This window comes from Shimwellia pseudoproteus, assembly GCF_016415625.1.
GTDB lineage: Bacteria > Pseudomonadota > Gammaproteobacteria > Enterobacterales > Enterobacteriaceae > Shimwellia > Shimwellia pseudoproteus.
Map to the genome: position 1 here is coordinate 63887 of NZ_WBXP01000008.1, position 19765 is coordinate 83651.

21 protein-coding genes are annotated in these 19765 nt (G+C 55.1%); 11 read left to right on the forward strand and 10 right to left on the reverse strand.

Going from position 1 to position 19765, the window contains the following annotated elements; all coding sequences use genetic code 11:
* Positions 1-27: 27 nt before the first annotated feature.
* Positions 28-960, reverse strand: a complete 933-nt coding sequence (gene lrhA / locus F9C28_RS05500) for a transcriptional regulator LrhA (RefSeq protein WP_199014231.1) — start codon at positions 958-960, stop codon at positions 28-30.
* Between the two features lie 1005 nt (positions 961-1965).
* On the opposite strand from lrhA, the gene F9C28_RS05505 reads away from it, so the two are divergent.
* On the forward strand, positions 1966-3180 hold the full coding sequence (locus F9C28_RS05505) for a pyridoxal phosphate-dependent aminotransferase (protein ID WP_199014232.1): 1215 nt from the start codon (positions 1966-1968) through the stop codon (positions 3178-3180).
* A gap of 125 nt (positions 3181-3305) precedes the next feature.
* Complete coding sequence (gene yfbR, locus F9C28_RS05510) at positions 3306-3905, forward strand: 5'-deoxynucleotidase (RefSeq protein ID WP_199014233.1); 600 nt, start codon at positions 3306-3308, stop codon at positions 3903-3905.
* Positions 3906-3945: 40 nt separating this feature from the next.
* Here yfbR and F9C28_RS05515 read toward each other — a convergent pair whose 3' ends face one another.
* The 4 genes from F9C28_RS05515 to yfbV all read right to left on the reverse strand — a co-directional run bounded on the left by F9C28_RS05515 (position 3946) and on the right by yfbV (position 7707).
* On the reverse strand, positions 3946-5778 hold the full coding sequence (locus F9C28_RS05515; RefSeq protein WP_199014234.1) for an SLC13 family permease: 1833 nt from the start codon (positions 5776-5778) through the stop codon (positions 3946-3948).
* Positions 5779-5937: 159 nt separating this feature from the next.
* Entirely contained in the window at positions 5938-6618 is a 681-nt protein-coding gene (locus tag F9C28_RS05520) for a sugar phosphatase (protein ID WP_233148928.1), read from the reverse strand.
* A complete protein-coding gene (locus F9C28_RS05525) occupies positions 6611-7102 on the reverse strand; it encodes a YfbU family protein (RefSeq protein WP_199014236.1) in 492 nt (163 codons plus the stop codon). The genes F9C28_RS05520 and F9C28_RS05525 overlap by 8 nt, the downstream gene beginning before the upstream one ends.
* Before the next feature lie 149 nt (positions 7103-7251).
* The gene (gene yfbV, locus F9C28_RS05530) at positions 7252-7707 is read right to left on the reverse strand and encodes a terminus macrodomain insulation protein YfbV (protein ID WP_199014237.1); all 456 of its coding nucleotides are present in this window, start codon (positions 7705-7707) and stop codon (positions 7252-7254) included.
* Positions 7708-8044: 337 nt separating this feature from the next.
* On the opposite strand from yfbV, the gene ackA reads away from it, so the two are divergent.
* From ackA to F9C28_RS05555, 5 genes are all read left to right on the forward strand, one after another.
* A complete protein-coding gene (gene ackA, locus F9C28_RS05535) occupies positions 8045-9247 on the forward strand; it encodes an acetate kinase (protein ID WP_199014238.1) in 1203 nt (400 codons plus the stop codon).
* Positions 9248-9322: 75 nt separating this feature from the next.
* Entirely contained in the window at positions 9323-11458 is a 2136-nt protein-coding gene (pta, locus tag F9C28_RS05540; protein WP_199014239.1) for a phosphate acetyltransferase, read from the forward strand.
* Between the two features lie 241 nt (positions 11459-11699).
* A complete protein-coding gene (locus F9C28_RS05545; protein ID WP_199014240.1) occupies positions 11700-12425 on the forward strand; it encodes a nucleoside recognition domain-containing protein in 726 nt (241 codons plus the stop codon).
* A complete protein-coding gene (locus F9C28_RS05550; protein ID WP_199014241.1) occupies positions 12425-12889 on the forward strand; it encodes a YjiG family protein in 465 nt (154 codons plus the stop codon). The genes F9C28_RS05545 and F9C28_RS05550 overlap by 1 nt, the downstream gene beginning before the upstream one ends.
* A 47-nt stretch (positions 12890-12936) precedes the next feature.
* Positions 12937-14049, forward strand: coding sequence for a M20 family metallopeptidase (locus tag F9C28_RS05555; protein ID WP_199014242.1), 1113 nt, complete (start codon positions 12937-12939; stop codon positions 14047-14049).
* Positions 14050-14121: 72 nt separating this feature from the next.
* Here the strand turns inward: F9C28_RS05555 and F9C28_RS05560 are convergent, their stop codons facing one another.
* A complete protein-coding gene (locus F9C28_RS05560) occupies positions 14122-14352 on the reverse strand; it encodes a thioredoxin family protein (RefSeq protein WP_199014243.1) in 231 nt (76 codons plus the stop codon).
* Between the two features lie 113 nt (positions 14353-14465).
* On the opposite strand from F9C28_RS05560, the gene F9C28_RS05565 reads away from it, so the two are divergent.
* On the forward strand, positions 14466-15011 hold the full coding sequence (locus F9C28_RS05565) for a MarR family winged helix-turn-helix transcriptional regulator (protein ID WP_199014244.1): 546 nt from the start codon (positions 14466-14468) through the stop codon (positions 15009-15011).
* Positions 15012-15100: 89 nt separating this feature from the next.
* Here F9C28_RS05565 and yfcD read toward each other — a convergent pair whose 3' ends face one another.
* Genes yfcD through yfcF form a run of 3 tightly spaced genes read right to left on the reverse strand, consistent with a single transcriptional unit; the run spans position 15101 to position 16960 of the window.
* Positions 15101-15652: an NUDIX hydrolase YfcD gene (gene yfcD, locus F9C28_RS05570; protein ID WP_199014245.1), complete on the reverse strand. Its 552-nt coding sequence runs from the start codon at positions 15650-15652 to the stop codon at positions 15101-15103.
* Positions 15653-15704: 52 nt separating this feature from the next.
* Positions 15705-16256, reverse strand: a complete 552-nt coding sequence (gene yfcE, locus F9C28_RS05575; protein WP_199014246.1) for a phosphodiesterase — start codon at positions 16254-16256, stop codon at positions 15705-15707.
* Between the two features lie 59 nt (positions 16257-16315).
* Entirely contained in the window at positions 16316-16960 is a 645-nt protein-coding gene (gene yfcF / locus F9C28_RS05580) for a glutathione transferase (protein ID WP_199014247.1), read from the reverse strand.
* Between the two features lie 204 nt (positions 16961-17164).
* Between yfcF and F9C28_RS05585 the strand changes: the two genes are divergently transcribed.
* From F9C28_RS05585 to F9C28_RS05595, 3 genes are all read left to right on the forward strand, one after another.
* Positions 17165-17575: a lysozyme inhibitor LprI family protein gene (locus tag F9C28_RS05585; protein ID WP_199014248.1), complete on the forward strand. Its 411-nt coding sequence runs from the start codon at positions 17165-17167 to the stop codon at positions 17573-17575.
* A 92-nt stretch (positions 17576-17667) separates the two neighbouring features.
* Positions 17668-18033, forward strand: a complete 366-nt coding sequence (gene folX / locus F9C28_RS05590; RefSeq protein ID WP_199014249.1) for a dihydroneopterin triphosphate 2'-epimerase — start codon at positions 17668-17670, stop codon at positions 18031-18033.
* Between the two features lie 21 nt (positions 18034-18054).
* On the forward strand, positions 18055-18948 hold the full coding sequence (locus F9C28_RS05595; RefSeq protein ID WP_199014250.1) for a TIGR01777 family oxidoreductase: 894 nt from the start codon (positions 18055-18057) through the stop codon (positions 18946-18948).
* Positions 18949-18986: 38 nt separating this feature from the next.
* On the opposite strand, the gene hisP is transcribed toward F9C28_RS05595, so the two are convergent.
* A complete protein-coding gene (gene hisP, locus F9C28_RS05600) occupies positions 18987-19760 on the reverse strand; it encodes a histidine ABC transporter ATP-binding protein HisP (protein ID WP_199014251.1) in 774 nt (257 codons plus the stop codon).
* Between the last annotated feature and the right edge of the window lie 5 nt (positions 19761-19765).

Here is a 19765-nt window from a genome sequence, read left to right on the forward strand (position 1 = left end):
TGTTACTGACGGGGCGGCACCAAACGCCTATTTATCATCGGCAGTGCAGGCCACAGCCGCATCGCCGGAGACGATATCCATCTCCGGGTATGGCGCATCGGCATTTTGCATAGCGTAGAAAATCGCTTCCGCCAGTTCGTTTTCTGCCCCGGGTAAGCGGCACAACAGATAACGGGTGTCCGGTAAGGTGGGTAAACCGTCACTGCTACTCAGCACCCGTAAATCCGGGCTCATCATCTCTACCGGGCGGGCGGTGATCCCCAGGCCCGCTTTCACGGCGGCGCGTACGGCGGCGAGTGTCGAGGCAACATACGCAATTCGCCAGGGAATATTATTGGCATTCAGGTGGTCGATAATCATCCCCCGGTATGCGCTGGGTTCATCCATCAGTACCAGCGGCACGGTCTCCCCCTTCTGGTAGCTGAAATCCGCAGAGCAATACCACAGGGTTGGTGAGGTGCGCAGCACCATGGATTCAGCGCCTTCGGGCTTGGTCGTTGTCACCACCAGATTGACTTCTTTGTCATTGAGCATTTCGCTTAAATACGGGTTACGTTTCACCCGTACATCCAGCGCCAGCTTGGGATATACCGAGCTCACCCGGCTGAGGACAAAGGGTAGGATAGTATCCGCAGACTCATCGGACGCGCCGATATTCAGGACACCCTGGAGGTTGTTAAACATTAACGATGCGCAGGCTTCATCGTTAAAGCGCAGAATTTTACGGGCATAGCCCAGTAACTGAATACCGTGTTCGGTTAACAGTTTATTGCGGCCGTGGCGGGCAAACAGCTCTTTGCCCACTAGCTGCTCCAGACGCTGCATCTGCTGACTAACGGCCGACTGGGTGCGGCACACCGCGGCGGCAGCGGCGGCGAAGGTATTGAGATCGGCAACAGCAACAAAGGTCCTGAGAAGGTCGAGATCAAGGTTCAGAATCGGACGATTAGTGTTAATCATAGTTTTATATTCTCGTAGGTTGCTCTACGGAGCTGCCTCCGGTTCTATTGCATAAAAAAATTAAGCAATTCCATTTGAAGCAAGCTTCCATCCTGGTTTGATCTGCGGATAAGCAGATTATAATCAGCCAGAGTCCCTGCGGTTACACAGAGGTATTATGGCGCTATGGTTTATTCAGAATAATATCGACTGTCACCAGTACGTAATTAATCCTAAACAGGATAATCAATAGCGTAATTAATCATCAGGCTATTTTCACCTTGTAAATAAAATCAGGTAATACGATAGTATTAATTAGTTAAGCAGGGTTGTGCCTAATCCCACGGAAGATAAACCGTAGCCCAGGAGTAATAACATATATTTGTAAAAAAATACCCAGCAAGCGATGGAGAACGCTGCGTCCTGATCGACGCTGAGACAAAATCGTCAGGATAATGACAACATCTTATCTCAAATTTACTATTCGTTTAAGTTTTATTGCGAATAATCTGATCTCTTTCTCCTTTTAAAGCAGTGCCAGTTGTGGAATTGATGGTTAATATAACCATTTAGCCCATTTAACATATCATTTAAAAACGTTATACATACATTTATAACCACAAATCAAAATACTTATTAATGACTCACCATACTTGTTAACAACGCCATCAAAAATACCCGCATGGCAACAATAAAATATTTATATTTAATAAATTAAATTAAAGAGTTTTCATCCACAATATATTAACGAAGGAAAACTATTAATCTGTTAAAATCTCTCAGACCAGTAAAAAATGCAGTATTAAAACACTATTCCGATAAATTATTGTTTATTTTAAAATATTATCACCGGCAGATACTCATCGGACCAAAAGTAATGCTTATGGTGCGTTAGTGATAAAGGATATCAAGGTTTATTAAAACACCCCCCGTTTTTGGTCTTTCAAAGCGCCAAACACAGTAGTACATTGTCAGTGGCGCCCTTCCACGGCAGGAAGCGGGCGAGAACAATAAAGGTTGAGAGTGATGTCCCCTATCGAAAAATCCAGCAAATTAGATAACGTCTGTTATGACATCCGTGGACCGGTGCTGAAAGAAGCAAAACGCCTCGAAGAAGAAGGCAATAAGGTTCTGAAACTGAATATCGGCAACCCCGCCCCGTTTGGTTTTGAAGCCCCGGACGAAATCGTGGTCGATGTATTGCGTAATCTGCCCACGGCCCAGGGCTACTGTGACTCCAAAGGCCTTTATTCGGCCCGCAAAGCCATTATGCAGCACTACCAGGCCCGGGGAATGCGCGACGTTACCGTTGAAGACATCTATATAGGTAATGGTGTTTCCGAGCTTATCGTGCAGGCCATGCAGGCCTTGCTCAATAGCGGCGATGAAATGCTGGTGCCGGCGCCGGACTATCCGTTATGGACGGCGGCCGTGTCGCTGTCGGGCGGTAAAGCGGTACATTATATGTGCGACGAATCCGCCGGATGGTTCCCGGATCTGGAGGATATTCGCGCCAAAATCACCCCCCGTACCCGGGGTATCGTGATTATTAACCCGAATAACCCCACCGGGGCCGTTTACTCTAAAGAACTGCTGATGGAGATAGTTGAGATAGCCCGCCAGCACAACCTGATTATTTTTGCCGACGAAATCTACGACAAAATTCTCTATGACGCGGCCCAGCACCACTCGATCGCTGCCCTCGCCCCGGACTTACTGACCATCACCTTTAATGGTCTGTCAAAAACCTATCGCGTGGCGGGCTTCCGCCAGGGCTGGATGGTGCTTAGCGGGCCGAAGAAACACGCCAAAGGCTACATTGAAGGGCTGGATATGCTCTCGTCAATGCGTCTGTGCGCCAACGTGCCGACCCAGCACGCTATCCAGACCGCCCTCGGCGGTTACCAGAGCATCAGTGAATTTATCGCCCCCGGCGGCCGTTTATACGAACAGCGCAACCGGGCCTGGGAACTGATCAACGATATTCCCGGGGTGAGCTGTGTTAAACCCCAGGGGGCGTTGTATATGTTCCCGCGCATTGATGCCAAAAAATTCAATATTCATGATGACCAGAAGCTGGTGCTGGATTTCCTGCTCCAGGAGAAAGTGCTGCTGGTTCAGGGCACGGCATTTAACTGGCCGTGGCCGGATCACGTGCGGATTGTCACCCTGCCGCGGATAGACGATTTGGATATGGCAATCCACAAATTTGGCCGTTTCCTGTCGGGCTACCACCAATAGTCACTCAACCACTGCGGGGGAAGCGTTGCCTCTTCCCCCCACTTCCCGCACACTATTGCCCCTGAGAGCACCTGCTTTCGTGATAACCCTCGCGGTACTATCCTTTACGGTATGAGAGAGACATCATGAGTGAGAGCCACTTCTTCGCCTATTTATCCCGGTTAAAGCTGATTAGCCGCTGGCCGCTGATGCGCAACGTGCGTATTGAAAATGTCCAGGAACACAGCCTGCAGGTGGCCATGGTGGCCCACGCCCTGGCGATTATCAAAAACCGAATTTATCAGGGTAACGTGAACGCCGAGCGCATTGCGCTGCTGGCCATGTACCACGACGCCAGTGAAGTGCTGACCGGCGACCTGCCCACCCCGGTAAAATACTTCAATAGCCAGATTGCCCACGAATACAAAGCCATTGAAGAGATTGCCCGGCAAAAACTGATAACCATGGTGCCGGAAGCACTGCGTGATGCCTTCGCCCCGCTGATCGACGAGCAGCAATTTAGCGAAGAAGAAAAAGCGCTGGTTAAGCAGGCAGATGCCCTGTGCGCCTATCTGAAATGCCTGGAGGAACTGGCCGCCGGTAATAATGAATTCCGGCTGGCGAAGACCCGGCTGGAAAAGACCCTCGCCGCCCGGCGCAGCGATGAAATGGACTATTTTATGCAGGTTTTTGTGCCCAGCTTTGAGCTGTCCCTCGACGAAATGAACGATAACTCACCGCTGTAATCCCCTACCAGGGCGCAGACCCGCTGCGCCCTGGTGGTTATCAGAACGGGAACAACACCGGCACCAGCAGTACACACACCACCATCACCATCAGCGTAAACGGCACCCCCAGTTTAACGAAATCCCCGAACCGGTAGTTACCCGGGCCGAGCACCAGGGTGTTCACCGGCGAAGAGACCGGGGTCATAAATGCCGCAGACGCGGCCATGGCGACAATCATGGCAAACGGGTACGGCGACAGGCCCATGGATTTTGCCGTGGCCAGCGCAATCGGCGCCATCAGCACGGCGGTGGCGGTATTGGAAATAAACAATCCGATACCGGCAGTCAGCACAAACAGGCAGATCAGCATCACGTAAGGGCCATAGCCGCCACCGACGCTCATCAGCCCCTGGACTATCAGATCCACCCCACCGGTCTTTTGCAGCGCCAGGGCAAAGGGCATCATGCCGACAATCAGAATAATGCTCGGCCAGTGCACCGATTTGTAGGCGCTCTCAACACTGATACAGCGAAATTTCCCCATTAGCAGGCAGGCAATAATCGCGGCAATCGGGTTGGGGATCTCATCGGTAAGCATCAGTGCCACCATCAGGGCGAGGCAAAAAATCGCGTGAGGGGCCTGGCTGTGCGCCGGGGAGGCATCCAGCTCTTCAACCGGCAGGTTGAGCACCAGAAAATCACGGTTTTTTGACCCCATCAGGCTGATCAGTTTCCAGCCCCCCACCACCAGCAAAATATCCCCCAGCATTAGCGGCTCATCGACCAGTACCCCGTCGAGGGCTTCGCCGTGGCGTTTCAGGCCGACAACATTCAGGCCATAGCGGCTGCGAAAGCCAATCTGGCGCAGGGTTTTACCGATCATTTCTGAGTCCGGGATCAGGGAGATTTCCGCCATCCCGACATCCATGGCCTGATCGGAAAAATACTCCCCGCGCAGCACCATCGGCTCCAGCAGGTTTTCACTGCAAAACTCACGTAAATCGACGTCTGAGGCCGACATATCCACCAGCAGGACATCCCGGGCGTGGAACTCGGTCTGGCCATTGACATTAACCATCACCCGCCGAAAGCGCCGCCAGCGTTCCAGACCAATCACATAAGCGCCGTAACGCTCACGCAGTTTTAATTCGTCAAGGGTGTGCCCCACCATCGGCGAGCCCACGCGGATGGATAACCGCCGCGCCCGGCCGCTTAAACGGTAGGTTTTAATCAGGTCCCGGAAGGTACTGCGTTTCCAGCCATCTTTATTGTCATCGTTCTTTTTGCCGTTCAGGGCGAACCGCACCACCAGCATGTAGATAATGCCGAGTACCAGCACCACCAGGCCAATGGGGGTAACACTAAAGAAGGAGAAGCCGTGAAGCCCTTCGCGCAGCAGCTCACTGTTGACCACCAGGTTTGGCGGGGTGGCCACCAGGGTCATCATACCGCTGATCAGCCCGGCAAAACTCAGGGGCATCATCAGGCGCGAGGGGGAGGTTTTCATGCGGGCGCAGACACTGAGCACCACGGGGATAAATATCGCCACCACACCGGTGGAGCTCATAAACGCCCCCAGCCCGGCCACGGTCAGCATTAGCAGCACCAGCATTTTGGTTTCACTGCTGCCGGCGACCTGGATAAGCCAGGCCCCCATATTGGTGGCAACACCGGTGCGTACCAGGCCATCACCGATGATAAACAGCGCGGCAATCAGAATCACATTGGGATCGCTAAATCCGGCGAATGCCTCGCTCAGGGAGAGTGTGCCGCTCAGCACAAAAGCCACGATCACCAGCAGCGCCACAACATCCATGCGCAGCTTGCCGGTGGCAAAAAAGATAACCGCAATGCCCAGTAACGCGATGACCCACAGCAGTTCACTTGTCACGACGAATCCTTGTCCGAACTAAAGGTCGTAGCAGCATGCCATAAAAACGGCATAACGAATATTGGCGTACATCAAAGGGGTATTGTTCAGCGCCGATCGGTGGGCTTATTTTTCGGCGGGGAGGCTCTCCCTCCCCTGCCGTTCGCGCACCCGCGGCTGTCAGGTGCGCTTCTTCAACGCAATCTCACCGCCGGGCAGCACTTCCACCACCAGCTGAGCCAGGCTATCCAGCACCATATCGACTTTATCCAGATCCGGTGTACTGGCCGGGGCGTTGACCGCAATCACTTTGCACCCCGCCGCCAGGCCGGACGCGATACCCGCTGGCGCATCCTCGACCACTACGCAATCCGCGGGCTCCAGCCCCAGGCGCTCCGCCCCCAGTAAATAGGCATCCGGCTGCGGCTTACCGCGCGCCACTTGCTCCGCGGTCACCATCACTTTTGGCCTGGGCAACTGCGCCGCTTCACGCCGGGCAGCGGCCACCGGAACAGACCCCGAGGTCACTATAGCCCAGGGGATCTGGGCCGCATTAAGCTGGTCCAGCAGCGCGCGGGCACCGGGCAGCGCCACGATCCCATCGGTGTCGCTGGCTTCCAGCTTCTCAAGCGCGAGGAACTCCGCCTGAATCGCGGATTCCGGCTGGCCCACCATAAAATGGCGCAGCGAGGTGATCGCCTGCTTACCGTGGATATAGCTGAGGATATCCTGATGCGCAATACCAAAACGGTCGCCCCACTGGCACCAGGCGCGTTCAACCACCGCCAGCGAGTCCACCAGCGTACCGTCCAGATCGAACAAAAAACCGTTACACTTCACCACGCGTTCCTCCTCAGGCATTCAGGATCTGGGTTATTTCGTTTTCACTCAGGTGATATTGGCGCGGGCAGGCGTGCCAGACACTCAGCATCCGCAGATATTTATCCCACATCGGGGTCTGGGCATTAAAGCCGTGAGTACCGGCATCAAAATGGGTATAGCGCCCTTCGGTATTGACCATAAAGCGCACATAGCTCAGGTAACGCGCCTCCGTGGCGGCGTCAAACCCCATAAAGGTGACCCGGCGTTGATCAATCGTCTGGCAGTTCAGGTTAGTCCAGGAGACATGCAGCGCGTGGTACATCTCCATAATATCAATGATCTGGCGGCAAACCCCTTCCTTCAGCTCGCCAAATTCACGATCCAGTTCGCACATTTGTAGCCCAAAACCACGCTCAATAATGGTTTGCAGCCGGCGGTAACGCTCCGCGTTATCGGGATCAAGCATGGTCATCATTTTATACTGATTAGATAAAATCAGACGCTGGGCATTGGTCATTTCCATTTCTAACTCCTGTAGGCAGGCAGTGCCTGCTGAAAAAGATAACCACTATCGTTCAGTTACTGAATCGTTCCGGCCCCGGGGGCCTTCGCCGGTAGATCATGCAACAGCATGACCCGGTGCGTCTTTATACCGGCGCAATAAAAGATGAATTACAAATCGTCCAGAAATGTTTTATCCAGCTGGCGAAATGCCCGTTTCAGGGTATCGGCCAGGGCCTGGTAGTCAGGTTTGCGGTCCAGGGGGGCCAGCGCCTGGCCGGCGGCTTCCAGTTTACTGCGAACCTCATAGAACCAGCTAAGAATGGTGGGTGGCAGCGGCGTCACAGAGCGTTTTCCCAGCCACCACAGGCCCTGCATCGGCAGGCTCAGCGCAAAAAGCGCGGTGGCCACCGCGGGGCCCAGTTGCCCGCCAAGGGCAATTTGCCAGCATAGGGTAAATACCGCCACAGGCGGCATAAAACGAATCGCGTAGCGGGTGGCGCGGATCAGCCTGTTTTCAACAAAAACCGGGGCTAATTGCTTTTCCAGCGGCCACGTCGTGGCGTAATGCTGTCCCCGACGAAACAGGCTGAACCAGCTCACAGAGCCATTTTCGGGTGTCGACATGGCGTTTCCTCAACTTCACAGATAAAAAATAAAATTTTTATGCAAAATAACAACTCGTGATTACAACGTTCAAAATATTTTGTCATGAGCTTGTGCAATCAGGTATCCTGTGCTCATTCTGAATGGCCCCCTGATTACGTTCTGGTGCCGATCAATTATCGCACATTATGCCACCGCCTGAAATTCACGCAAAATGGCATAAACTCAAGATAGTTTCTTTCGTCCTGTCAGAATACCCTTCGGACATGACGTTAATCATAAATGTCGGCCTTAACTTACGCTACGCTGTAAGCCTGTCTAATGTTTTTTTAGCCACGTATCAAAAATAGGTACTTCCATGTCGAGTAAGTTAGTACTGGTTCTCAACTGCGGTAGCTCCTCACTGAAATTCGCAATTATCGATGCTGTAAACGGTGACGAGTACCTGTCCGGTTTAGCTGAATGTTTCCATCTGCCTGAAGCCCGTATCAAATGGAAATTAGAAGGCAACAAACACGAAGCCGCACTGGGTGGCGGTGCCGCTCATAGTGAAGCGCTGAGCTTTATCGTTAATACCATTCTGGCACAGAAACCGGAACTGTCTGCACAGCTGACGGCTATCGGCCACCGTATTGTTCACGGCGGCGAGAAATACACCAGCTCTGTGGTTATCGATGAATCTGTTATCCAGGGTATCAAAGATGCAGCTTCCTTCGCACCGCTGCACAACCCGGCTCACCTGATCGGTATTGCTGAAGCCATGAAGTCTTTCCCGAACCTGAGAGACAAAAACGTGGCTGTGTTCGACACCGCTTTCCACCAGACCATGCCGGTAGAATCCTACCTGTATGCCCTGCCGTACAACCTGTACAAAGAACACGGCATCCGTCGTTATGGCGCCCACGGCACCAGCCACTTCTTCGTTACTCAGGAAGCGGCCAAAATGCTGAACAAACCGGTTGAAGAACTGAACATCATCACTTGCCATCTGGGCAACGGTGGTTCTGTTTCTGCTATCCGTAACGGCAAATGCGTTGATACCTCCATGGGCCTGACCCCGCTGGAAGGTCTGGTTATGGGTACCCGTTCTGGTGATATCGATCCGGCTATCGTTTTCCACCTGCACGATACTCTGGGCATGAGCGTTGAGCAGATCAACAAAATGCTGACCAAAGAATCCGGTCTGCTGGGTCTGACTGAAGTCACCAGCGACTGCCGCTATGTTGAAGACAACTACCGCGATAAAGAAGACGCTAAACGTGCAATGGACGTTTACTGCCACCGCCTGGCAAAATACATCGGTGCTTACACTGCACTGATGGATGGCCGCCTGGATGGCGTGGTCTTCACCGGCGGTATCGGTGAAAACGCCGCGATGGTTCGTGAACTGTCTCTGGGTCGCCTGGGTGTTCTGGGCTTCGACGTTGATCACGAACGTAACCTGGCTGCCCGTTTCGGCAAGTCTGGTTTCATCAACAAAGAAGGCACCACCGTTGCGATGGTTATCCCAACCAACGAAGAACTGGTTATCGCTCAGGATGCTTCCCGCCTGACTGCCTGATTCCCCACCGCCAGCTCAGCTGGCGGTGTTGTTTTTCACGCCAGAATCAGTCTGACGTTTTCAAGAGGATTTATCGTGTCCCGTACTATCATGCTTATCCCTACCGGAACCAGCGTAGGCCTGACCAGCGTCAGCCTCGGTGTGATCCGCGCGATGGAACACAAAGGCGTTCGTCTGAGCGTTTTTAAACCTATTTCCCAGCCGCGCAACGGTGGTGAAGGCCTGGATCAGACCACGGCAATTATCCGTGCGACCTCCAAGCTGCCAACTGCTGAACCGCTGCAGATGGCACATGTTGAATCTCTGCTGTCCAGCAATCAGAAAGATGTGCTGATGGAAGAGATAATCGCCAACTATCATGCCAACACCAAAGATGCAGAAGTTGTGCTGGTTGAAGGTCTGGTCCCGACCCGTAAGCATCAGTTCGCGCAGGCGCTGAACTATGAGATCGCCAAAACCCTGAATGCCGAGATAGTCTTCGTGATGTCCCAGGGTACCGATACTCAGGAACAGCTGAAAGAGCGTATTGAACTGACCCGCAACAGCTTTGGCGGCAGCAAAAACACCAATATTACCGGTGTTATCGTCAACAAGCTGAATGCGCCAGTTGATGATCAGGGCCGTACTCGTCCTGACCTGTCAGAAATTTTTGATGACTCCACCAAAGCGAAAGTTATCCACGTTGACGCTCAGCAGTTGAAAGACGCTAGCCCGCTGCCGATCCTCGGCTGCATTCCGTGGAGCTTCGATCTGATAGCCACCCGCGCTATCGATATGGCTCGTCATCTGAATGCCACCATCGTTAACGAAGGCGACATCGCTACCCGCCGCGTGAAGTCTGTGACATTCTGCGCGCGCAGCATTCCGCATATGCTGGAGCACTTCCGTCCTGGCTCCCTGCTGGTGACTTCCGCAGACCGTCCTGACGTGCTGGTTGCCGCCTGCCTGGCCGCCATGAATGGCGTGGAAATCGGTGCTCTGCTGCTGACTGGCGGCTATGAAATGGACGAGCGTATCTCCAAACTGTGTGAACGCGCCTTTGCCACTGGCCTGCCGGTATTTATGGTGAACACCAACACCTGGCAGACCTCACTGAGCCTGCAGAGCTTCAACCTGGAAGTGCCGGTTGATGATCATGCACGTATCGAAAAAGTACAGGAATACGTTGCCGGCTTCGTCAACAGCGAGTGGATCAACACCCTGACCGCCGCCTCTGAAGGCAGCCGTCGTCTGTCTCCGCCGGCATTCCGTTATCAGCTGACTGAACTGGCCCGTAAAGCCGGTAAACGCGTTGTGCTGCCGGAAGGCGACGAACCGCGTACCATTAAAGCCGCGGCTATCTGTGCTGAACGCGGTATCGCAACCTGCGTACTGCTGGGTAACCCGGAAGAAGTTAACCGCGTAGCGGCTTCCCAGGGCGTTGAACTAGGTGCCGGTATTGAAATCATCGATCCGGACGTGGTACGCGAAAGCTATGTCCCGCGCCTGGTAGAGCTGCGTAAAAACAAAGGGATGACCGAAGCCGTTGCCCGCGAACAGCTGGAAGACAACGTGGTTCTGGGTACCCTGATGCTGGAACAGGACGAAGTTGACGGCCTGGTATCCGGGGCGGTTCACACCACCGCGAACACCATTCGTCCGCCGCTGCAGCTGATCAAAACTGCCCCGGGCAGCTCTCTGGTCTCTTCCGTGTTCTTTATGCTGCTGCCGGAACAGGTTTACGTTTACGGTGACTGCGCCATCAACCCGGATCCGACCGCTGAACAGCTGGCAGAGATTGCTATCCAGTCTGCTGACTCTGCGAAAGCCTTTGGTATCGACCCGCGTGTTGCCATGCTCTCCTACTCTACCGGTAACTCCGGTGCCGGTAGCGATGTAGAAAAAGTGCGTGAAGCAACCCGTCTGGCTCAGGAAAAACGCCCTGACCTGATGATCGACGGCCCACTGCAGTATGATGCTGCGGTAATGGCTGACGTGGCTAAATCTAAAGCGCCGAACTCCAAAGTTGCCGGCCGCGCTACCGTGTTCATCTTCCCGGATCTGAACACCGGTAACACCACTTACAAAGCCGTACAGCGTTCTGCTGACCTGATCTCCATCGGGCCAATGCTGCAGGGTATGCGTAAGCCGGTTAACGACCTGTCCCGTGGCGCACTGGTTGACGATATCGTCTACACCATCGCGCTGACCGCTATCCAGGCAACCATGTAATTTCCGGTTTTCTGGTATCAGGGCCCCTGCGGGGCCCTTTTTTTTGGTTAATCACCGGTGGGCGACCTTGCCCCCGGAAAGCATCGATTATCCTAAAACGTCAATTCATTGTATTCAGTCACAAATTTAGCATCCCACTCTCTCTGGCTGTACAAAAAATGACGTCCATCAGCGTTTTCCTTTACCCATTGGTCACAATGGCGCTACCTCATTGATGAAGGTAAATGTACAAGGAGATGTTATGGATATTCAGTACCCCGCGTCCCCGGAGGCCCACACCGGCCCGGGCGCTTACTTCACACTGATCTTCGCTGCGGTATTTTTTTCCGGCTTACTCAGCGGCAATAACTGGTACGGCGTTTTTGATTTCACCACCCTCAATGGCGCCTTTGGCCGGGTCACCGGCAGCGCCACCCTCAATGGCGATGCCCTGACCACCACCGCCGCCACCTTTCGCGGTGCCGGCGGTAGCGGCGCCATGGATGGCTTCCTGTTCGCACTGGGGCTTATCCCCGGGGTGATGTTTGCCCTCGGCACGATTAACGTTCTCGAGCATTATGGCGCCTTGCGCGCCGCGCGCCGCCTGCTCACGCCGCTGCTTCGCCCCTTACTGGGGGTGCCGGGTACCGCGGGCCTGGCACTGATAGGCAGCCTGCAAAGCACCGATGTCGGCGCCTCCCTGACCCGCAATCTGGCTGATGAAGCGCAAATTACTGGCGATGAGCGCGATGTTTTTGCCATGTTCCAGTTTTCTGCCGGTGCGATGATCACCAATTTTTTCTCTTCCGGGGCGGTGCTGTTCACCCTGATGCTGGCGGACGGTTCCAGTGCACTGCCGACCTCAATCGGTGCCTGTATCTGCGTGATGTTTATCATGAAAATTGTCGGCGCTAATATGCTACGCCTGGTGCTGGCATTCCAGCGCCGTCGCGGGGCGGCGTCCCAGTCTGTTGAAGGAGATGCCTGATGAGCCAGCCAACCAGTAATCCGGTGGTTACCGATATTTTTGTCGCCGGGGCCCGTAAGGGATGGAATATCGCTACCACTAGCACCCTGCCCAACGTCGTGATGGCGTTTATCATCATCAAGGCGCTGGAGATAACCGGCACCCTGAAAGTGATGGGGATGATTTTTGCCCCGTTGATGGGGCTATTTGGCCTGCCCGGTGAAGCCGCAGCGGTGCTGATGGGGGGATGGATGTCAATGGGCGGCGCCATTGGGGTCGCCATTGGTCTGTTCGATAAAGGCATCCTCACCGGTGAGCATCTGGCCATTCTGGCTCCGGCTATCTACCTGATGGGCTCCCAGGTGCAGTATCTGGGCCGTATTCTCGGGGTAATAGGAACCCCGGCTAAACGCATACCGATAATGATCATTATTTCGGTAATTAACGCCTTTCTCGCCATGCTGCTGATGCGCATTATTCTCTGACCTCAAAAGACACTGACCACAATGTTGCCGACAACAAGGAAAGCGTGATGAATCTGGATAACTATTTTGCTGAACTGCGCCAGTTAGTGAATATCGACTGCGGAACCCAAACTACACAGGGGGTTGCCCAGGTGGCCGGGATCATGGCCGATCTGTGGCGTGGGGAAGGCTGGCATGTTACTACCGTCGATCTGGGGGAGCAGGTTGGCCCGGGCGTACTGGCGACCAATAAACCCGCCGCCAGCCAGTATGATGTCTTGCTGGTGGGCCATCTTGATACTGTCTTCCCGGAAGGGACCGTCGCCCAGCGTCCGTTTAGCCAGGATGAGACCCGCGCTTACGGCCCCGGGGTATCCGATATGAAAAGCGGTTTGCTGAATATTCTCTGGGCCATCCGTGGGTTAGCGGCAGAGCACCAGCAGCGTTTGTCGATTGCCGTGGCGATGAACCCGGATGAAGAAACCGGCTCCGTTCATTCTCATCAATGGATTGGCGAACTGGCCAAACAGTCCAGAGTGGTGCTGGTGTGCGAAGCGGCCCGGGCTGATGGCTCCCTGGTGAAAGCCCGTAAGGGCATGGCGGGCTACCGGCTCAATTTCACCGGCGTTGCGGCCCACGCGGGCAATGAGCCGGAAAAAGGCCGCTCTGCTATTACCGCCCTGGCGAATGCCATCCTCTCCATCAATGCCCTGGCGAAACCCGGTCTGGGTACCACACTGAACCTGGGGGGGGTAAAAGGCGGCGATGCTGCCAATGTGGTGGCGGCCCACGCCAGCGCCGAACTGGATATCCGCTTCTGGGATAACGATGAATACCACCGGGTAAATAGCCAGCTTCACACATTGTGTGAGCAGGGGTTTCTGGCCGGTGTTACCACCACCCTTACCCCCCTCACCCACAAACCCGCCATGGCGGCCAGCCAGGATACCGAAAAACTGATCGCGCTAGTGGAACAGGCGGGTGAGCAAGAAGGGGTGCCGATCAGCTGGCAGGCGGTGGGAGGCGGCAGCGATGCTAACCACACCGCGGCGCTGGGTATTCCCACGCTGGACGGCTTTGGCCCGATAGGCGCGGGCTTCCACAGCCCGGCTGAATATCTGGAAACCGCCTCAATTGAACCGCGTATCCGCTTACTGCGCCGGGTGATCGCGACACTGTAAGCGCGTCCCGGTAATGGCTTCAATAAAGAATAAGGCCACCGCCCGCGGTGGCCTTGATGCTAACTCACCAATTTACTGGAGATCCGCCAGGCTGGCGCCGAAGTTCACATGCAGCACGTCGCCCTCCACCACCAGCGCCGGAACGCTTTTCACCCCGGCGGCAGCGGCCTCTGCTATCCGGTCTTTTTTCTCCCCCAGGTGGACCACCTCAACCTGATGGCCGGGATCGATAATCCCCAGTAGCGCTTGCTCCGCCCCCACACATACCGGGCACCCTGCATGATAAAAAGTCACTTTACGCATTTTCTCTTCTCCATGAAAAAGGTATCGATTCGATACCAAAGGCACCCTAAACGATATTTCCCCCCTTGGCAATATTGTTTCGAATCGATACTATCTCGCTCAGGAGGTGGCATATGGCCCTGTTTGATACCCTGGAGCGGCTGGCAAATCTGCAAATGATGGCCTTTTACCGCAACCCTCAACTGAAAGCCTTACCGGCGGTACAAATCCAGATACTCTATTATCTGACCCGCTGTAACGGTTACTCCAACACCCCCGGCGCGGTGGCGGAATATCTCGGGCTCACCAAAGGAACAGTGTCGCAGTCACTGGGGCGCCTGGCCCGGGACGGATGGCTGGAAAAACACAGCGATCCCCGGGATAAACGGCTGGTACGCCTGTACCCGACCCCTACCGCCCGGACGGCAGTACGCAGTGCTCTGGATCAAGACGTGATTGCCCGGGCCGAAGCCCATCTGCCCGCCGGGGGCGCAGAATTGGCCCACCAGCTACAGACGCTGCTGGGTGAGATTCAAAAACAACAGGGGGAACAGATTTTCGGAGAGTGCCGCTACTGCCGGTTTCATCAGCAGCAGGATAGCCAGCCGCAATGCGGGCTAACCGGGGAGCCACTGACCGCGGAGAACGCCAGCCAGCTATGCCGGGAATTTAGCCATTAGTGGTGCCGGGCCTTGCTGGCGCGGCTGCATACTATATTGTGGAAAAGCGGGGGGGCCATCACCCCCACACGCCGATTACGGGATAGCGGCTAGCTTTTGCTGGCGGCCTCCGGGGCGGCAGACTCGTTTCCGGCGTTGCGGGTCATCCACAGGGAGAGCGCCTTCAGCGAGTCCGGCGTGAATTCATCGCAGCGGGCGGTGATTTCTTCCGGGGTCATCCAGCGTACTTCGCTGACTTCTTCTTCCTGCAGAGCAAATGGGCCGTGGGAAACACAGCTAAATAATCCCCCCCATACCCGGCAATGCGGATCTTCAAAATAGAACGAACCGTGCTCCGCAAACGGTACCCCGGCGATCCCCAGCTCTTCTTCCGCTTCGCGGCGGGCAGACTCCAGCATCACTTCATCGGCCTGCACCACCCCACCGGCGGTTGCATCCAGCATACCGGGGAGAAAATCCTTGGTTTCAGTACGACGCTGAACCAGGATATTGCCCATACCATCATGCACCACAATGTATGTGGCGCGGTGACGCAGACGCTGGGCGCGCATTTGCTCCCGGCTTGCCTGCGCAATTACATCGTTGTCTTCATTGACAATATCAACCCATTCCGTGCCAGATAACTCACGCTGTTCCACCATCAGGGAAAACCTTATTTAATGTGCGCTCTTACGGCGCGTTAGCCGCTATAAATTACGGGGTAATAGCAACGTCTGCAATAACCTTGCCATCGGCCAGTGCATGAATGGTCAGAACATCGTCATCGAGCATTCCGTAACTGGCAGGAAAAACCCCTTTCGGAATGCTGACGGAGCCCGGGTTGAAGACAACGATCTCCCCGCGCTGTTCTGCCACCGGGATATGGGTATGACCAGAGGCCAGGATATCTCCCGCCGCCAGAGCCGGCGGCTGCTCCGGGCTATACAGATGCCCGTGGGTCAGAAACAACCGCCCGGACGGCAACAGCACCTGCTGCCAGGGCGCCATCAATGGAAAATGCAGCAGCATCTGGTCGACCTCGCTGTCGCAGTTCCCCCGCACGGTAATAATCTGAGCGGCAACCTCGTTAAGCCGCTCCGCCACCTGCGCCGGGGCGTACCCTTCTGGTAATGCGTTACGCGGGCCGTGGTAAAGCACGTCCCCCAGGATGATTAACCAGCGCGCCTGGCTATGGGCAAAAATGTCCAGAACCCGTTCGGTGGCCGGTAACGAACCATGAATATCCGATGCGAACATCAGTTTCATACACCACACCTTATTCTGAGATAATTACCGCAGGATGTTAGCGAATTTAGCGCCGTATTTCAGCTAATAATCCGCGACTGCCGGGCAACAAAACGCTGCACTGACGCCCGCTGCCACTGGAATTCGGCATAATCTGCCAGCAGCGGCGGTAGCGGATCGCCGTGCATCGCCAGGCGGTTAATCATCATGGCGAGATCGGTGTCAGCAATGCACCACTCACCAAACAGGTTACGCCGCTCACCGCAGAGCAACGGGGTTATCACCGCAATTAATTTTTCAGCCTGCTGCTGGGCCAGTGGTGAAAGGGGCGGATATTGCCCACCGGTAAACACCACGTCCGAGGGGCGCTCCTGGCGAATCGCCCCCAGATCGCTACGCAGCCACGCCTGAATCTGGCGCGCCACCGCCCGCTTCTGCATATCCGCCGGATAGATACGCTCCCGGGTGGGTGGGGCAAACCGTTCCTCAAGGTATTCGGTAATCGCGCTGGATTCGCTGAGTGTGAAATCATCAATACTCAGGGTGGGCACCCGCCGGGTGGTGCTAAACCCCTGCCATCCCGGACGCAGCTGCTGGCCGCCAGCGAGATCCACCGTCTGCAGGGTAAAGGCCAGCCCCTTTTCTTTCAGGGCCACATACACGGACATCACCCACGGGCTCAGAAATTGCGCATCGCTCCATAGCGTTATGGCAGGCTGACTCATAGCATCCTCACGAATTGTCCGTCTGACTGACTATTGAACATATAACGAAATGCAGTGGCTGTCACATGAGGATATTTCCCAGGCCCTGAGGACCGCACGGGGCGATAATTCGCGTGAATTTCTAATCATAAAAACGCATATTGCGCCCGGGTGTGAGGCATTTATAATTTAGGTTCCTCTTTCCCCTGCCCCAAAAGGATTTTTATGCGTTACCATCCCGCGTATTCCCTCATACTGTTCAGTGCCGCCAGTTTCTTTATGTTGTCAACCGCCCGGGCCGGCACCCCGGAAACCTACCCCTACTCTGCGGCATATCAGCCCTGCATCACGCATTCCTCAAATGAGCTGGACATGCTGACCTGCATCAGCGATGAGCACCAAAAATGGGATGCCCGGCTGAACAAGATCTGGCAGCAAACGCTGAAAGAGCGCCAGAATCAACCGGCATGGCGCCAGGCGCAGCGTACCTGGATCAAATTCCGCGACCAGCAATGCGATATCTATAATTACGCCGGTAACGGCTCCGGGGATAAAACCCTCGGGGAGCTCTGCCTGCTGAATATGACTATTGAGCGCACCCTGCAATTAGAAAACCCCCGCTGGCCCGCCAGTTAAGATGAGATAAAGCGTGCGATTCGGGTGTCCAGGCACGGACGCCCGGTGACGGTGTTGTGTATGATGGAGAAAACAATAACGGAGTAAGAGCTATGTCATCGCAACCGGACGCCATTATCCGCGTTAAAAACCTGCGCCTGCGCACTTTTATTGGTATCAAAGAAGAAGAGATAGCCAACCGCCAGGATATTGTCATCAACCTGCAAATCCATTACCCGGCAGATAAAGCCCGCAACAGTGAAAATATTGCCGACGCCCTGAATTACCGTACCATTACCAAGGCCATTATTCAGCGGGTGGAAAACAGCCGCTTTGCCCTGCTGGAAAAATTAACCCAGGATGTGCTCGATATCGCATGTGATAATCCCTGGGTCACCTACGCTGAAGTAGAAGTCGATAAGCTACACGCCCTGCGCTACGCGGATTCCGTCTCAATCTCCCTGCGCTGGCAAAAATAATCCCCCGCCAGGAGGTAGCCGATGCACATTCTGATCACCGGAGGTACAGGCCTGATTGGCCGTGAACTGGTCAGGCGTCTACTGATTATCGGGCACCAGGTCACGGTAGTCACCCGTTCAGCCCCCCGCGCCCGTCGGCTGTTGCCGGCGCAGGTCACCCTCTGGGAAGGGCTGCACGACCATCCCTCCCTCGACGGGTTCAGCGCGGCTATCAATCTTGCCGGGGAGCCCATTGCCGACAAACGCTGGACCCGCGAGCAAAAACAGCATCTGTGCGACAGCCGCTGGCAAATCACTGAGCAGCTGGTCCAGCGTATTCATGCCAGCCAGCGCCCTCCGGCGGTGCTGATATCCGGTTCGGCCATGGGGTATTACGGGGATCAGGGCGAGGTGGTGGTCAACGAAGATGAGCCTCCCCATAACGAATTTACCCACCAGCTTTGCGCCCGCTGGGAGCAGATAGCCCGCCAGGCACAGAGCGACATCACCCGGGTATGCCTGCTGCGCACCGGTGTGGTTCTGGCGCCGGGGGCGGGAATGATGGCCAGGCTACTGCCGTTATTCCGGCTGGGCCTTGGAGGGCCGATGGGCAGCGGGCGCCAATATGTGCCCTGGATCCATCTGGATGATATGGTAAACGGCATCATATGGCTGCTGGATAACCCGCTCCAGGGCCCGTTTAATATGGTGGCCCCCTGGCCGGTACATAACAGCCAATTTGCCAATACCCTTGGGCGAGTGGTTCATCGCCCGGCGGTCCTGCGTACCCCCGCCACGGTTATCCGGTTGATAATGGGGGAAGCCGCCGTGCTGGTGCTGGGGGGGCAACGGGGCCAGCCAGCCCGGCTTGAGCAGGCCGGGTTTGCTTTCCGCTGGTATGATCTTGAAGAAGCACTGCGGGACGTGGCCGGGTAATCCGCCACCGGGGGAATCGGCATCCCTGCCATGCGTTGCTACTTTAGGGAACCCTTTAAGAACTGTTGCAGCCTGGGGCTCTGAGGATTACCGAACAGCGCCTCTGGCGCGCCTTCTTCCTCAATTCTCCCCTGATGCAGGAAAATCACGTGGCTGGAAACATGGCGGGCAAACTCCATTTCGTGGGTGACCACCACCATGGTTTTCCCCTCTTCAGCCAGCTTCTGCATAATGCGTAATACTTCACCGACCAGCTCGGGATCCAGCGCCGAGGTGGGCTCATCGAATAGCAACACTTCTGGCTCCATGGCCAGTGCCCGGGCAATAGACACGCGCTGCTGCTGGCCGCCAGAGAGGTGCACCGGGTATTTCGCCCGCGCCCGCTCATCAATGCCGACTTTTTCCAGATAGGTAATCGCCCGTTCACGGGCTTCGGCTTTACTGAGCCCCAGCACCTGAACCGGTGCTTCCATGACATTTTCCAGCACTGTCATGTGGCTCCACAAATTGAAGTGCTGGAACACCATAGTCAGCCGGGTACGCAATAAGCGCAACTGATTTTTATCGGCAACCTTCAACTGGCCATCCGTGTCGCGTACCAGATTGATATTTTGGTTGCTGACGCTGATTGAGCCTTCGCTGGGTTTCTCAAGAAAGTTAATGCAGCGCAGAAAGGTACTTTTCCCCGAGCCGGATGAACCAATAATACTGATAACGTCCCCGGCATTGGCCTTCAGCGACACCCCTTTGAGCACTTCAAATTCACCATAACGCTTATGCAAATCGGTAACGTTTAATTTATTTTCTGACATCGTAA